Annotated in this window: 12 protein-coding genes; 7 read left to right on the top strand and 5 right to left on the bottom strand. The window is 74.0% G+C overall.

The genetic code is table 11. The annotated features are described in order from the left end of the window. Window positions 1-49: 49 nt before the first annotated feature. Together ISOVA_RS01935 and ISOVA_RS01930 are read right to left on the bottom strand one after the other, a co-directional pair. A complete protein-coding gene (locus tag ISOVA_RS01935) occupies window positions 50-1,360 on the bottom strand; it encodes an MFS transporter (RefSeq protein WP_013837576.1) in 1,311 nt (436 codons plus the stop codon). Beyond that, window positions 1,357-1,989 carry an ArsR/SmtB family transcription factor gene (locus ISOVA_RS01930; RefSeq protein WP_013837575.1) on the bottom strand — a complete coding sequence of 211 codons (633 nt, stop codon included), beginning with the start codon at window positions 1,987-1,989 and terminating at the stop codon, window positions 1,357-1,359. Before ISOVA_RS01930 ends, ISOVA_RS01935 begins: the two co-directional genes overlap by 4 nt. 107 nt (window positions 1,990-2,096) lie before the next feature. Between ISOVA_RS01930 and ISOVA_RS01925 the strand changes: the two genes are divergently transcribed. The 6 genes from ISOVA_RS01925 to ISOVA_RS01900 all read left to right on the top strand — a co-directional run bounded on the left by ISOVA_RS01925 (window position 2,097) and on the right by ISOVA_RS01900 (window position 11,048). After that, entirely contained in the window at window positions 2,097-2,930 is an 834-nt protein-coding gene (locus ISOVA_RS01925) for an HAD family hydrolase (protein WP_013837574.1), read from the top strand. 484 nt (window positions 2,931-3,414) lie between these two features. Further along, entirely contained in the window at window positions 3,415-5,442 is a 2,028-nt protein-coding gene (acs, locus tag ISOVA_RS01920; protein ID WP_013837573.1) for an acetate--CoA ligase, read from the top strand. A gap of 25 nt (window positions 5,443-5,467) precedes the next feature. Beyond that, entirely contained in the window at window positions 5,468-6,406 is a 939-nt protein-coding gene (gene mshD / locus ISOVA_RS01915; RefSeq protein WP_013837572.1) for a mycothiol synthase, read from the top strand. Between the two features lie 34 nt (window positions 6,407-6,440). Further along, window positions 6,441-8,825 carry an RNA degradosome polyphosphate kinase gene (locus tag ISOVA_RS01910; RefSeq protein ID WP_013837571.1) on the top strand — a complete coding sequence of 795 codons (2,385 nt, stop codon included), beginning with the start codon at window positions 6,441-6,443 and terminating at the stop codon, window positions 8,823-8,825. A gap of 41 nt (window positions 8,826-8,866) precedes the next feature. Further along, window positions 8,867-9,880, top strand: coding sequence for an NUDIX hydrolase (locus ISOVA_RS01905; protein WP_013837570.1), 1,014 nt, complete (start codon window positions 8,867-8,869; stop codon window positions 9,878-9,880). Between the two features lie 235 nt (window positions 9,881-10,115). Further along, window positions 10,116-11,048: a PDDEXK family nuclease gene (locus ISOVA_RS01900; RefSeq protein WP_013837569.1), complete on the top strand. Its 933-nt coding sequence runs from the start codon at window positions 10,116-10,118 to the stop codon at window positions 11,046-11,048. Window positions 11,049-11,102: 54 nt separating this feature from the next. Here the strand turns inward: ISOVA_RS01900 and ISOVA_RS01895 are convergent, their stop codons facing one another. The 3 genes from ISOVA_RS01895 to ISOVA_RS01885 all read right to left on the bottom strand — a co-directional run bounded on the left by ISOVA_RS01895 (window position 11,103) and on the right by ISOVA_RS01885 (window position 13,657). After that, the gene (locus tag ISOVA_RS01895; protein WP_013837568.1) at window positions 11,103-12,107 is read right to left on the bottom strand and encodes an inorganic phosphate transporter; all 1,005 of its coding nucleotides are present in this window, start codon (window positions 12,105-12,107) and stop codon (window positions 11,103-11,105) included. A 2-nt stretch (window positions 12,108-12,109) separates the two neighbouring features. After that, window positions 12,110-12,730 carry a DUF47 domain-containing protein gene (locus tag ISOVA_RS01890; protein WP_013837567.1) on the bottom strand — a complete coding sequence of 207 codons (621 nt, stop codon included), beginning with the start codon at window positions 12,728-12,730 and terminating at the stop codon, window positions 12,110-12,112. A 327-nt stretch (window positions 12,731-13,057) separates the two neighbouring features. Then, complete coding sequence (locus ISOVA_RS01885) at window positions 13,058-13,657, bottom strand: hypothetical protein (protein ID WP_013837566.1); 600 nt, start codon at window positions 13,655-13,657, stop codon at window positions 13,058-13,060. Window positions 13,658-13,856: 199 nt separating this feature from the next. Here ISOVA_RS01885 and ISOVA_RS01880 point away from each other — a divergent pair, with 199 nt between their 5' ends. Continuing rightward, window positions 13,857-15,311 (top strand): sugar porter family MFS transporter, encoded by a 1,455-nt coding sequence (locus tag ISOVA_RS01880; RefSeq protein ID WP_013837565.1) that lies wholly within the window; start codon window positions 13,857-13,859, stop codon window positions 15,309-15,311. Window positions 15,312-15,387 lie beyond the last annotated feature (76 nt).

Below are 15,387 nucleotides of genomic sequence, written 5' to 3'. Positions count from 1 at the left end.
CCGGCCGGCGCTGTGGACGGCCGGCCGCTGGGGGCGGCCTCGTTGCGGGCTACACGCTCACGGCGACCTGCCGGGCGCGGTCCAGCTCCTTCTCTCGCCGCAGCGCCGGGACGAAGCACAGCACGCCGAGCACGCTGACCGCCCCGCCGATCACCATGGCCACCGGCGTCGAGACGAGCTCGGCCGTCCGCCCCAGCACCGGGGCGGCGACGGCGAAGGCCGCGAACGACGTCATCGAGGCCATCGACAGCACCGTCGACCGGTTCCGCGCGACGGCCTCGCGGTGCAGCAGCGGCTGGTAGGTGGGGCCGCCGGCGCCGTGCAGCGCGTACGTCACGAGGTAGGCGACCACGAGCGCGGCCGGGCCCGCGACGAGCCCCATCCACACCGCGCCGAGGCCGTTGAGGACGCGGGCCGCCATCGCCGCACGCACGACGCCCACCCGCCGCGCCGCGAGGCCCGCCAGCGCGGCACCGAGCGCGAAGACGCCCCACCCCACCGACGCCACGGCGCCCATGAGGGCGCCCGCCCGCTGCTCGCTGCCGAGCAGCTCGGCGAGGCGGATCGGCGTCATCGACTCGAACACGACCATGCCCGTCGACCAGAAGACCTCGACGAGCAGCAGCCCGAGGAGCACGCGGTTGGTCCCGGCGAGGCGCACCCCGTCGGCCACGACCGCGGGCGTGCGCCGCGCCGAGGCGAGCGCGCGCCGCACCGCCCCGCCCGGCCGCCCACCGCCGTCGGGCAGCGCACCGCCGTCGGGCACGGGGGAAGGCTCCTTGAGAAGCACGCCGACCATGACCAGGTGCGCGACCGCGAGCACCGCGTACGCGACGTAGGGCAGCGTGAGCGCCGACCACGCGGTGACCGGGTGCCACCAGACGAGCCCGCCCGAGACGAGCGCGCCCAGCGCGATCGACACCCCGAGCACCGCGCCGTGGTGCGACAGCGTGCGGTCCACGTCCGCGCCCGGGCTCGTGGCGTGCACGGTGTCGACGAACCATGCCTCCATCGGGCCCGAGTCGAGCGCGCGGAACGTGCCGGTCGCCGCGGCGGCGAGCGCGAACGCCCAGAAGCTCTGCGCGGTCGCGAACAGCGTCGCGGCGAGCACCTGCATCGACGCAGCGGCCACGAGGACCGGACGGCGGCCGATCGCGTCCGCGAAGCCGCCGGTCGGCAGCTCGAGGGCGAACACGACGAGCCCGGTGATCGAGGCGAGCGTGAGCGTCTGCGTCACGCTCAGGCCGCGCTCGAGGGGCAGCAGCGTCGTGACGGCGACGACGAGCCCGACGGGGAACCAGCGGGTCGCGGTCAGCAGCAGGAAGACGCGCCGCGCCGCCCGCGGGCTGAGCGGGGTCACGGTACACCGCCCGCGTCGTCGTCCTCGGTGCCGTCGTCGGCGTCGGGCGCCGCCGGCACGTCGTCGGCCTCGAGCGGGAACGAGAACCGGTACAGGTGCAGCCGCCGGGCGGCCGGGTCGCCGGCGCCGGCCCGTACGTACCGCTCGATGACGGCCTCGATCTCGCCGAGCATCGCCTGCGCCTGGGCGGGAGTGACGTGGACCCAGGCGTCGGACATGCCCGAGACGTCCTGCCACTCGGCGGGCCAGGAGTCCTGGACGTCGAGCCAGTGCGCGTACGCGGCGTCGAACTGCCGGTGGTAGTCGCGCACGAGCCAGCCGAGCGCCGTGCGGGCGTCCTCGTCGTCGGCCCAGTCCGAGTTGCGCCAGCCGTGGCTCTCGGTGCTGGCACGCCAGATGCGCTCCTTGCCACGCCCCTCGCCCGTGTCCTCGACGAGCCCGACGGACTCGAGCCGGCGCAGGTGGTAGCTCGTGGCCCCGGTGTTCGTCGACAGCTCGGCCGCGAGCGCCGTCGCCGACGCCGGCCCGCCGCGCCGCAGGGCGGTGAGCAGGCGCGAGCGCAGCGGGTGGGCGAGCACCTTGACGGCGTCGGCGGTGAGCTCGAGGTGGGTCGTCGGACGGTCGCTCATGCGTGCACAGTACCTCTGCACAGAATGTGTGCACAAGAGGTGTGCATGGGACACGCGAGGCGCCGGGGGCTGACCTGGGACGACGTCGGCCCCGCTAGGCTCGCCGTGTGACCGCCGAGCCGCTGCAGACTCCCGGGACGCCGTCGTCGGCGGACCGCGGGCGGGTCGCCGCGTTCTTCGACCTGGACAAGACGATCATCGCGACGAGCTCGTCGGGGGTGTTCTCCAAGCCGTTCTACGCGGGCGGCCTCATCACGCGCGGCGACGTGCTGCGCAGCGCGTACGCGCACTTCCTGTTCCTCGTCGGGACGGCGGACGAGGACCAGACCGAGCGCATGCGCCGCCATTTGTCGGAGCTCGTGACCGGCTGGGACGTGAGCAAGGTGCAGCAGATCGTGGCCGAGACGGTGCACGAGCTCATCGACCCCTACGTCTACGCCGAGGCGGTCAACCTCATCGCCGAGCACCACGAGCTGGGCCACGACGTCGTCATCGTCTCCGCCTCGGGGGCGGAGCTCGTCGAGCCCATCGCGACCGTGCTCGGCGCGGACCACGTCATCGCCACACGCATGGCCGTCGCGGACGGCCGGTTCACCGGCGAGATCGACTTCTACGCGTACGGCGAGAACAAGGCCGCCGCGATGCGCGAGCTCGCCGAGGCGCGCGGCTACGACCTCGAGCGCTGCTACGCGTACTCCGACTCGATCACGGACGCGCCGATGCTCGCGGCCGTCGGCCACGGCTTCGCCGTCAACCCGGACCGCACGCTGCGACGCGCCGCGAGCGAGCACGGGTGGGGCGTGCTGACGTTCGTGCGCCCGGTCGCGCTGCGCTCGGCGCTGCGGCCGCCGACGCCGGTGCTCGTCACCGCGGGCGCCCTCACCGCGGGGGCGGTCGCCTGGGCGGTGTGGCGCCTCGTGCGACGCCGCGCCCGCGCCTGACGCAACCCCGGCGCGGCGCGGAACCGCAGGTCCCGGGCGTTTCTTCACCCCCTCTTGCGCTCACTCTCCTGGCGGCGTTCCATGGGTATACGACAGCCGGGCAGCGGGACCCACGCACAGGAAGTCCACGGTTGAGGACCCACTGGGCAGGGCTCGACCCCGCACAGTGATCGGACGTCACGCGCCTGCTACCCGCCGGCCGGCTGGCGAGAGCGGCGCCCGGTCGACCTGACTCCCGGGCGCCGCACTCGTGCGCACCCGGCCATCCCGACCCCCGCCGTCCCACGTCCCGGGACGCCCGGCGGGGCCGTTCGCGGCGCCCTGGCGACCGCTCGCGGCCCGGTCCCGACCGCTCGCGCGACGGCCGTCGTCGGGCACCGTGATCCGGGTCACCCGCCGGGTCTACACTCCCGGAGGTGGGTGCGGGCACGGCGTGCGCCGGCCGCACCCGGAACGACTCGCGACGACGCGCACGGAGGCACCTGTGACAGACACCCAGCCCACCGCGGGCAGCGCCAGCCCCAGCCTCGAGAACCTCCTCCACGAGACGCGAGCGTTCCCGCCGAGCCCCGAGTTCGCGGCCCAGGCCAACGCGCAGGCGTCGCTGTACGAGGAGGCGAGGGCCGACCGCCTGGAGTTCTGGGCGCGGCAGGCCCGCGAGCTGGTCACGTGGAAGAAGCCGTTCACCGAGACGCTCGACTGGTCCGGGGCGCCGGTCGCGCGGTGGTTCGCCGACGGCACGCTCAACGCCGCCTACAACGCCGTCGACCGGCACGTCGAGGCCGGGCTGGGCGACCGCGTCGCGATCCACTTCGAGGGCGAGGGCGGCGACACCCGGACCGTGACGTACGCGGACCTGCAGCGCGACGTCGCGCGCGCCGCGAACGCGATCGCCGCGCTCGGCGTCTCCGCGGGCGACCGCGTCGTGATCTACATGCCCATGCTCGTCGAGTCGGTCGTCGCGATGCTCGCGTGCGCCCGCCTCGGCGCGCCGCACTCGGTCGTGTTCGGCGGGTTCTCCGCAGACGCGCTGCGCAGCCGCATCGCCGACGCCGAGGCGACGCTCGTCATCACCGCCGACGGCGGCTACCGCCGCGGCGCGCCGTCGGCGCTCAAGCCGGCCGTGGACGAGGCGCTCGCGCCCAAGGACGGCGAGCCCGAGACCACCGTGCGCAACGTGCTCGTCGTGCGCCGCACCGGGCAGGACATCGCCTGGACCGAGGGCCGCGACGTCTGGTGGCACGAGGCCGTCGAGGCTGCCGACACGTTCCACGAGCCCACCTGGGTCGAGGCCGAGCACCCGCTGTTCATCCTCTACACCTCGGGCACCACCGGGAAGCCCAAGGGCATCCTGCACACCACGGGCGGCTACCTCACCCAGGCCGCGTACACGCACAAGTACGTGTTCGACCTCAAGCCCGAGACCGACGTCTACTGGTGCACCGCCGACATCGGCTGGGTCACCGGGCACACCTACGTCGTCTACGGGCCCCTGCTCAACGGGGCGACCCAGGTCCTCTACGAGGGCACGCCCGACACGCCGCACCGCGGCCGCTGGTGGGAGCTCGTCGAGAAGTACAAGGTCTCGATCCTCTACACCGCCCCGACCGCGATCCGCACGTGCATGAAGTGGGGCGAGGACATCCCGGCACGCTTCGACCTGTCGAGCCTGCGGGTGCTCGGCTCGGTCGGCGAGCCCATCAACCCCGAGGCGTGGATGTGGTACCGCCGCGTCATCGGCGGCGACAGGGCGCCGATCGTCGACACCTGGTGGCAGACCGAGACGGGCGCGATCATGATCAGCCCGCTGCCGGGCGTCACCGCGACCAAGCCGGGCTCGGCGCAGGTGCCGCTGCCGGGCATCGTCGCGGACGTGGTCGACGACGAGGCGCGCCCGGTGCCGAACGGCGACGGCGGGTACCTGGTCCTGTCCGAGCCGTGGCCGTCGATGCTGCGCGGCATCTGGGGCGACCTCCAGCGCTTCAAGGACACCTACTGGTCGCGATTCGAGGGCCTCTACTTCGCGGGCGACGGCGCCAAGAAGGACGAGGACGGCGACATCTGGCTGCTCGGACGGGTCGACGACGTCATGAACGTCTCGGGCCACCGGCTGTCGACGACGGAGATCGAGTCGGCGCTCGTCTCGCACGACATCGTGGCCGAGGCCGCCGTCGTCGGCGCCGCCGACGAGACCACCGGCCAGGCGGTCGTCGCGTTCGTCATCCTGCGCGGCGAGCACGCCGGCCGCGCCGGCACGGCCGAGGGCGCCGCCGCGGTCCAGGAGGAGCTGCGGGCGCACGTGGCCAAGGAGATCGGCCCGATCGCCAAGCCGCGCAAGGTGCTCGTCGTGCCCGAGCTGCCCAAGACGCGGTCCGGCAAGATCATGCGCCGCCTGCTGCGCGACGTCGCGGAGAACCGCACCGTGGGCGACGCGACGACGCTCGCCGACTCCTCGGTCATGGAGCTCATCGCCGCGGGCCTGGCGACGTCCAAGCCCGGCTCCGACGACTGACGCCGTCGTCCAGCACACTGGGGGCATGCGCATCGCTCCCCCGCTCGAGATCGGCCCGCTCGACCCCGCCGCCCAGGACGCCGTCCGCGCCCTCGCGGCGGCGGCCGAGCGGGCCGACGGCGTCGCCCCCCTGTCCGAGCAGTCGCTCCTCGCCCTCGACGTCGACTCCGAGACCGTCACGCACGCGGTCGCGCACGACAAGCACGGGGCCACGATCGGCTACCTGCAGGTCGACCGCGGCGGCGACGTCGCGAGCGCCGAGCTGGTCGTCCTCCCGGACCGGCGGCGCAACGGGGTGGGCAGCCTGCTGCTGCGCACGGCCGAGCGCGACGCGCGCCTGCCCAGCCGCTCCGGCGCCCCGGACCAGCGCGGCCTGGCCCTGCGCGTCTGGGCCCACGGCGACCTGCCCGCCGCGCGCGCGTTCGCCGCGGCCCGGGGGTACTCCGTCGTGCGCGAGCTCCTGTTCCTCGCGCGGCCGCTCGACCCCGCGCCGGCCGCGGCCGAGCTGCCCGCGGGGTACGCGGTCCGCACCTTCCGCCCGGGGGACGACGACGAGGCGTGGGTCGCGCTCAACGCGCGCGCGTTCGCGTCGCACCCGGAGCAGGGACGGCTCACGGTCGACGACCTGCACCGCCGCGCGCGCGAGCCGTGGTTCGACCCGGCGGGCTTCTTCCTCCTGACGGACCCCGACGGTCGCCTCGTCGGCTACCACTGGACCAAGATCGAGCCGGGCCAGCCGGCAGGCTCGAGCGACGGCGAGGTGTACGCCCTGGGCATCGACCCGGACGCGCAGGGCCGCGGGCTCGCGGGGCCGCTCACCGCCGTCGGGCTGGCGCACCTCGCCGCGGCCGGCTGCACCCGGGCGGTGCTCTACGTCGACGGCGACAACGAGCGTGCCGTGCGCACGTACGAGAGGGCGGGATTCACGCGGGCCGCGGTGGACGTGCAGTACGCCAGGATCTGACTCGGTCACCCGCCGTTCACCGAACGGTGCCACGATGGGACCCATGAGTGCGTCGTCCCCGCGTCCGACCCGGACCCGCGACTCCCGCGGGCGGTTCGTCGCCACCGCTGCCTCCGCCACGACGGCCCCCGCGCGCGAGCGCACCACGGCCAAGGCGCCGTCGGACGACGACGGCAGGCCCGCCCGGCGCATCGACCCGCAGCTGGCGGCGGCCATCGCCGAGCACATCGCGGAGGAGCCCGACGAGCGCCTCGCGGTGCCCGAGGGCGCCGAACCGCTGCCGGAGGACCGCTTCGCCGACCGAGAGCTGAGCTGGCTGGCGTTCAACCAGCGCGTGCTCGAGCTCGCGGAGGACGAGTCGCTGCCGCTGCTCGAGCGCGTGCGGTTCCTGGCGATCTTCGCCTCGAACCTCGACGAGTTCTTCATGGTGCGCGTCGCGGGCCTCAAGCGGCGCATCGCGACGGGCATCGCGGTCACCGCGGCGTCGGGCCTGAGCCCCCGCCAGGTGCTCGAGGGCATCAGCACCGAGGCACACCGGCTCGCCGCCCGGCACGCAGAGGTCTTCCGCAACGACGTGCAGCCGGCGCTGGCCGCCGAGGGCATCACGATCGTGCACTGGGACGAGCTCGAGGAGCGCGAGCAGGCGCGGCTGCACAAGTTCTTCCGCAAGCAGATCTTCCCGGTCCTCACGCCGCTCGCCGTCGACCCGGCCCACCCCTTCCCGTACATCTCGGGGCTCTCGCTCAACCTCGCGGTCGTCGTCGCCAACCCGCACACGGGCAAGGAGCACTTCGCGCGCGTCAAGGTCCCGCCGCTGCTGCCGCGCTTCATCGCGGTCGACGAGCGCGGGCGCCCGAGCGCGCCGACGCCCACCCAGAAGGGCGGCGCGCAGAAGTCGTTCGTGCCGCTCGAGGAGGTCATCGCGCACCACCTCGACCACCTCTTCCCCGGCATGGAGGTGCGCGAGCACCACACGTTCCGCGTCACGCGCAACGAGGACGTGGAGGTCGAGGAGGACGACGCCGAGAACCTCCTGCAGGCCATGGAGAAGGAGCTGCTGCGCCGCCGGTTCGGCCCGCCGGTGCGCCTCGAGCTCGCCGACGGGATCTCGCCGCGCATCCGTGCGCTGCTCGTGCGCGAGCTCGGCGTCGACGAGGACGAGGTGTACGAGCTGCCCGCGCCGCTCGACCTCACGGGCCTCAACGTCATCGCCGACATCGACCGACCGTCGCTGCACTTCCCGTCGTTCGTCCCGACGACGCACCGCCAGCTCGCCGAGGTCGAGTCCGCCACGCCGCGCGACGTCTTCGCCGCGATCCGCGAGCGCGACGTGCTGCTGCACCACCCGTACGACTCGTTCTCGACGTCGGTCCAGACGTTCCTCGAGCAGGCGGCGGCCGACCCGCACGTGCTCGCCATCAAGCAGACGCTGTACCGCACGTCGGGCGACTCCCCGATCGTCGACGCGCTCATCGACGCGGCCGAGGCCGGCAAGCAGGTGCTGGCGCTGGTCGAGATCAAGGCGCGCTTCGACGAGCAGGCCAACATCTCCTGGGCGCGCAAGCTCGAGGAGGCGGGCGTGCACGTCGTGTACGGCATCGTCGGGCTCAAGACGCACTGCAAGCTCTCGCTCGTCGTGCGCCAGGAGGCGGACGGCCTGCGCCGGTACTGCCATGTCGGCACCGGGAACTACCACCCCAAGACGGCCCGCCTGTACACCGACCACGGCCTGCTCACGTGCGACCCCGACGTCGGCCAGGACCTCACGCGCCTGTTCAACCAGTTGTCCGGGTACGCGCCGCAGTCCCGGTTCCACCGCCTGCTCGTCGCGCCCCGCAGCGTGCGCAGCGGCCTCGTCGAGCGGATCGAGCGCGAGGCCGAGGCCGCGCGCGCCGGGCACGAGGCGTGGGTCAAGATCAAGGTGAACTCCATCGTCGACGAGGCCACCATCGACGCGCTGTACCGGGCGTCGCAGGCCGGCGCGAAGGTCGACCTCGTCGTGCGCGGCATCTGTGCGCTGCGGCCGGGCGTGCCGGGCCTGAGCGAGAACATCAGGGTCCGCTCTATTCTCGGGCGGTTCCTCGAGCACTCGCGCATCTACGCGTTCGCCAACTCGGTGGGCCCGGCGATCGGCGAGGGCCCCGAGTCCGGCCCGGAGGTCTTCATCGGCTCGGCCGACCTCATGCACCGCAACCTCGACCGCCGCGTCGAGGCGCTGGTGCGCATCACCGACGAGGGCCAGATCGCCGAGCTGCTCGAGCTCATGGAGCTGTCGATGTCGGACGAGACGGCCACCTGGCACCTGCAGCCCGACGGCAGCTGGGTGCGCCACAACGTCGGCCCCGACGGCGAGCCGCTGCGCGACCTGCAGGAGTACCTCGTGCGTCGCCACCGCCGTCGTCCCGAGCGGGGCCGGTGAGCGGGCCGGCACGGCCGGGGGTCGCGCGGCGGAGCGGTCCGATGACGACGGTGCCGTACTCCGGGCCCCTGGGGGCGACGTCGGTGCAGCACGCGCCCGTGATCGAGACCGCCGGCGGCCTGGTGTGGCGCGTGCGCGACGGCCGGCTCCAGGTCCAGCTCGTGCACCGGCCCAAGTACGACGACTGGTCGTGGCCCAAGGGCAAGCTCGACGAGGGCGAGGCGCTGCCCGCGGCCGCGGTCCGCGAGGTCGCCGAGGAGACGGGCAAGCCCGTCGTCCTGGGCGTGCCGCTGCCGGGCCTGCAGTACCTCACGCCCGAGGGACGCGTGAAGCGCGTCCACTACTGGGCGGCACGCCGCGCGCAGGGGGACGTCGACGGCCGGGCGCTCGGGGCGCGGGCACCCGTGCGCCCGGTCGCGCGCGACGAGATCGACAAGCAGGTGTGGCTCGACGCCGACGACGCCGCGCGGCGGCTCACGCGGGCGACCGACCGAGGCCCGCTCGACGCGCTCGTCGACGCCCACGAGCAGGGCTGGCTGCCGACGCACGCCGTGGCGATCGTGCGGCACGGCCGCGCCGTCGCGCGCTCCACCTGGTACGGCGCCGAGCAGGACCGCCCGCTGACCCCGCTCGGCCACGCGCAGGCCGCCGCGACTGTGCCCGTGCTCGCCGCGTACGGCGTGACGATGGTGCTCAGCAGCCGGTGGGAACGGTGCGCGACCACGATGGAGCCGTACGTGCGCGCGTCCGGCCTGCGACCCGAGTACAGCGACAACCTCAGCGAGGCAAAGCACGAGCGCTCGCCGTCGCGCGTGGCGGCGACCGTGCGCGACCTGCTCGAGTCCGACCGCTCGTCGGTGCTGTGCACGCACCGGCCCGTGCTGCCGACCGTGCTCGACGTGCTGGGCCAGCACTCGCGCCGCGCCGTCGCGAACGCGCTGCCGAGCCGGGACCCGTTCCTCGAGCCCGGCGAGATGCTCGTCGCGCACGTCGCCGCGACCGCCAAGGGCCCGCGCGTCGTCTCCCTGGAGACGATCACTCCCCCGGTCTACTGACTCCCCTGTCAGAAAGGTGGTGGGCCCTGGCCCACTGCGTTTCTGACAGTGCCGCTCGGCGCCCGCGTGTGTCAGAAGCGTGGTGGGCCCTGGCCCACTGCGTTTCTGACACCGTTCGGGGGGCGCGTGATCCGTGCACGACGGCGCGATCCACCTGTGGACGACGCGCAGCCGTCCACAGGGCGGCCCCCGGACACCGGCGAGGCAGCCCCGGCGTGCACCATCCTCCGAGGCCGTGGGGAACAAGGGCTCGTGGCAGGTGATGCACGACGTCGGGCTGCGCCGGCTCGCGGCCCGGCAGGCGGGGATCGCGACGCGTGCGCAGCTGCGCTCGCTCGGGATCGCGTCGTGGCACGTCGAGGAGCACGTGCGGGCGCACCGGTGGCGCAAGGTCTCGCGCGACCTCGTCGCCCTGCACACGGGCCCGCTCGACGACGCGGCGACGCTGTGGACCGCGGTGCTCGGCGCGGAGCCGCCCGTCGCGATCGGCGCGTGGACCGGGCTGCGGCTGCACGGCCTGCAGGGGTGGGAGAGGCCGGGCACGCACGTCGTCGTGCCCCGCGGCGCCAAGCCGTGGCGGCCGCGCGGCGTCGTCGTGCACGAGTCGCGGCGTTTCGCTCCGGAGGACGTCACCGTCGTCGGGGACCTGCCCGTGCACCGGGTCGAGCGGTGCGCCGTCGACGCCGCCGCGTGGCAGCGCAGCGCACGGACCGCCGTCGGGCTGCTCGCCGCCGTCGTGCAGCAGCGCCTGTCGACGCCGGAGCGCCTGTGGGAGCAGCTCGAGCGCGTCGGCAAGGTGCGGTTCCACCGGCTGATGCGGCTCAGCCTCCACGACATCGCGGGCGGAGCCGACGCCCTGAGCGAGATCGACTTCGCCCGCCTGTGCCGGGCGCGGTCGCTGCCCGAGCCACGGCGCCAGGAGCGCCGTCGCGACGCGCGGGGCCGGCTGCGCTTCCTCGACGCGGAGTGGACGTTGCCGGGCGGCCGGCGCCTGCACGTCGAGATCGACGGCGTCGGGCACATGGAGGTGGGGCGCTGGTACGACGACCTCATGCGCGACGCCGAGCTGCTCCCCGACGAGCGGACCGTGCGGCTGCGCTTCCCCGCGATGGCCGTGCGCGCGGAGCCGGAGCGCGTCGTCGACGTGCTCGCCCGCTACCTCACCTGACCCGTGTCAGAAGGCTGGTGGCCTCTGGCCCACCAGCTTTCTGACACGACGAGGTCAGCCGAGGACGGGGTGCAGCGCCCACGTCGTCAGCGCCGCGACGGTCGCGGCGGCCGGGATGGTGAGCACCCACGCGGTGAGGATGTTGCCGGCCACGCCCCAGCGCACGGCCGAGAGCCGCCGCGTGGCGCCCACGCCCATGATCGCCGAGGTGATGGTGTGGGTCGTCGAGACGGGCGCGTGCAGCACGAACGCGTTGACGTAGAGCACCATCGCGGACACCGACTCCGCGACGAACCCGCGGGCCGGGTCGAGCTCGATGATGCGCCGCCCGAGCGTGCGCATGATGCGCCAGCCGCCCGAGTAGGTCCCGAGCGAGATGGCGGCCGCCGCCGAGAGCTTGACCCACAGCGGGATGCCGTCCTCGCGCTCCGCCCAGCCGACGGTGAGCAGCGCGAGGAAGATGACGCCCATGGTCTTCTGCGCGTCCTGCAGGCCGTGGCCGAGCGCCATCGCGGCGGCGGACGCGGTCTGCGCGATGCGGAAGCGCCGCGTGACTCGCGACGGCGCCGCCCGGCGGAACATCCACAGCACCGCGATCATCACCGCGAACGCGAGCAGGAAGCCGACGAGCGGCGAGACGATCATCGGCAGCACCACGCGGTCGACGATCTCCGCGCCGTAGATCGACTGCCCCGCGGCGAGGCCCGCGCCGACGAGCCCGCCGATGAGCGCGTGCGTCGACGACGACGGCAGCCCGAACCACCACGTGATGAGGTTCCACACGATCGCGCCGACGAGCCCGCACAGCACCACGATGAGCGCGGTGTGGCTCGACGTCTCGCGCAGGTCGACGATCGCGGTCGCGATCGTCTCGGCCACCTCCGTGCCGAGCAGGGCGCCGACGAAGTTCATGATCGCGGCCATGACCAGCGCGACGCGCGGCGTGAGCGCGCGCGTGGAGACCGACGTCGCGATCGCGTTGGCCGCGTCGTGGAAGCCGTTCGTGTAGTCGAATCCGAGCGCGAGGGCCACGACGAAGACGACGAGCGCCGCCTCCACCCTCAGGACTCCTTGAGGGCGATGGACTCGACGATGTTCGCCACGTGCTCGAACCCGTCCGTCGCGTTCTCGAGGACGTCGACGATCTCCTTGAGCTTCATGAGCAGGATCGGGTCGGTGACCTCGTCGAAGAGCTGGGCGATGAGCTTCCGGTGGACCTTGTCGCCCTGGTTCTCGAGGCGGTTGATCTCGACCCAGTAGTCCTCGAGCGCGTTGAGCGTGTGCAGGCGGGGCATCGCCTCGGCCGTGAGCTCGGCGCACCGCTGCAGCACCTGGACCTGCTCGGAGACCCGCAGCGGCAGCTCGTCGACCTTGTACAGGACGATGAGGTCGGCGGCTTCCTCCATGTCGTCCATGCAGTCGTCGAGCGCGGACGCGAGGGCGTAGATGTCGTCGCGGTCGAACGGGGTGACGAACGTCTGGTTGAGCCGGCGCATGATCGAGTGGGTCGCGTCGTCGGCCAGGTGCTCGGCCTCGGACATCCGGGCCGCGACCTCCGCCCGCTCGCCCCGGGGTGCGCCGAGCAGCTCGGCGAGGAGGCTCGCACCGGAGACGTTGTGCTGCGCGAGGGCCGCCAACAGATCGAAGTAGGTGGTGTCGCGCGGGATCAGGCGCAGGCGCACGTGTCGCTCCTGAGGAGAAGGACGCTTGAACCCTCAAAGAGTAGGGCCACGACGGCTGCACCGACCAACCGGCCCCGCGCCGGGCGGAGGGATGAGTGCGACGCCGGACCGGGAGCGCCTCTCGGCGCGTGGCCGCTCGTAGCGGCTGAAGGTGGAGCCCGGGGCTACCGCAGCCCGGCGTCGCCCGTCCATCGTACGGGGAGTGGGCGGCCCGCCGCTGCCCGGGTGCGCGGTGACGATTCGCACAGGTGCCCGTCCGGCCGTGTCAGAAGCGTGGTGGGCTCTGGCCCACTGCATTTCTGACACGGGCGGGAGGGGCGGCGGCGGTCAGTCGAGGGTGCCCGCGCGCCACATGCCCGCCGCGTGCTCGAGCTCCGCGGCGGTGCGCTGCAGGTCGGCGGCGCCACGCGTCATGCGCACCGCCCCCTCGGGGTCGGCGACCTCCCGCGCGTCGGCGTCGAACGCGGCGCCGGTCGCGAGGATCCGGCAGAACGCGGCCGCGCGCTCGAGGGCGACGGCGAGGTCCCCCGCGTAGACGCCGGAGAGCACCTGGTCGGCGAGGGCGCGCAGGTCCTCGGGCGACGGCGGCCGCGGCACCCCCGCGACCGCCTCCTGCACGGGCGCCGCGTCGACGCCGAGCCGGTAGCGCAGGGTCACGGTCTGCGGGTCGCGGCGCACCCACTCGCGCAGCACGTAGAGCCGCCACAGGGCGCCGGGCAGGGTCGCGGGCGCGGCGTCGGACCAGAGCGCGGCGACGACGTCGAGCCCCTCCGACTCGACGAGCCGCACGAGCCGGGCGACGACCTCCGGGTCCTCCGAGGCGCGCGCCCGGTGCACGACGGCGCGCGCCGTCGTGTGCGCGACCTCCTCGCGCAGCTCGGGGTCGACCGAGCCGGCGAGCCGGTCGGCGTCGCGCGGGTCGAGCATCGCCGGCCGGCGGTGCCGCCGCGGTTCGGGTGCGTCCGTCACGGGTTACAGTCAACACCGGTCCGTACGCACCGACATCCCCCGCGCCCCGCGGCCGCCCTGCGGCACGCCCGGCCGCGCCCCGGCACCTCGGCCCGCCGGTACCACCGGCCGCCGAGGCGGACCTCTCGCACCGAAGCACCCCGACCCAGGGAGAACCATGTCCATCTCCGTGCCTGCCCGGGCGACCGCCCGGGGCGCGCACCGCAAGGCCGTCGCCCTCGCCGTCGCCGCGGCCGTCGGCGGATTCCTCTTCGGCTTCGACTCCTCCGTGATCAACGGGGCCGTCGACGCCGTGGAGGGCCAGTTCGCGCTCAGCTCGACCGTGACCGGGCTCGTCGTCGCCGTCGCACTCCTCGGGTGCGCGCTCGGCGCGTGGTCCGGCGGCCGGCTCGCGGACCGCTGGGGGCGGACGCGCGTCATGGTCCTGGGGGCGGCGCTGTTCTTCGTGTCGTCGGTGCTCTCGGCCGTCGCGTGGAGCGCGCTCGACCTCGCGCTGTGGCGCCTCATGGCCGGCGTGGGCATCGGCATCGCGTCGGTCATCGCGCCGGCGTACATCGCGGAGATCGCGCCCGCGGCGATGCGCGGGCGGCTCGGCTCGCTGCAGCAGCTCGCGATCACGGTCGGCATCTTCGCCGCGCTGCTGAGCGACCAGCTGCTCGCCGAGGCGGCGGGCGGGGCCGCTAACGAGCTGTGGCTCGGCTGGGAGGCGTGGCGCTGGATGTTCCTCGTCGCCGTCGTGCCGGCCGCGGTCTACGGCGTGCTCGCGCTGCGCATGCCCGAGTCTCCCCGCTACCTGGCCACGCACGGCCGCGACGAGGAGGCACGCGCGGTCCTCGCGTCGGTGCTCGGCCCGGACGAGGACGTCGAGGACCGCCTCGCGCAGATCCACCGGTCCATCGCGCAGGACGCCCGCGACGCCGAGCGCGGCACCCTGCGCGGCTCGCGGTTCGGCCTCAAGCCGGTCGTCTGGGTCGGCATCCTGCTGTCGGTGTTCCAGCAGTTCGTCGGGATCAACGTGATCTTCTACTACTCGACGACGCTGTGGCAGGCCGTCGGGTTCGAGGAGTCGCAGGCGTTCCTCGTCTCGACCATCACCTCCGTGACCAACGTGGCCGTGACGTTCGTCGCGATCGCGCTCATCGACAAAGTCGGCCGCCGCCCGCTGCTGCTCGTGGGCTCGGCGGGCATGACGGTCGCGCTCGGCCTCATGGCCCTCGCCTTCACCCAGGCCCGCACGGTGCTCGACGCCGAGGGCTCCTCGGCACTCGTGCTCGACGGCGCGTGGGGCGTGGTCGCGCTCGTCGCGGCCAACGCGTTCGTCGTCTTCTTCGGCGCGAGCTGGGGCCCGCTGGTGTGGGTGCTGCTCGGCGAGATGTTCCCCAACCGCATCCGCGCGGCCGCGCTCGGCGTCGCCGCCGCCGCGCAGTGGATCGCCAACTTCGCGATCACGCTGACGTTCCCGCCGCTGCTGTCGGCGTTCGGCGCGTCGGTCCCCTACCTGCTGTACGCGGCCTTCGCGGGCCTGTCGTTCGTGTTCGTCCTGCGCCGCGTGCCCGAGACCAAGGGCGTGGAGCTCGAGGACATGGGCGAGGACGCCTACCGCCGGGCCTGAGGAGCGCGCGGGGCCCCGGCGTCGGGGCCCCGCGCCGTCGTCTCCGGACACATTTGCTTGCTGCAAGCAAGCGTCT

The organism is Isoptericola variabilis 225, from assembly GCF_000215105.1.
GTDB lineage: Bacteria > Actinomycetota > Actinomycetes > Actinomycetales > Cellulomonadaceae > Isoptericola > Isoptericola variabilis_A.
This window is presented reverse-complemented; position numbering and strand designations above follow the sequence as displayed.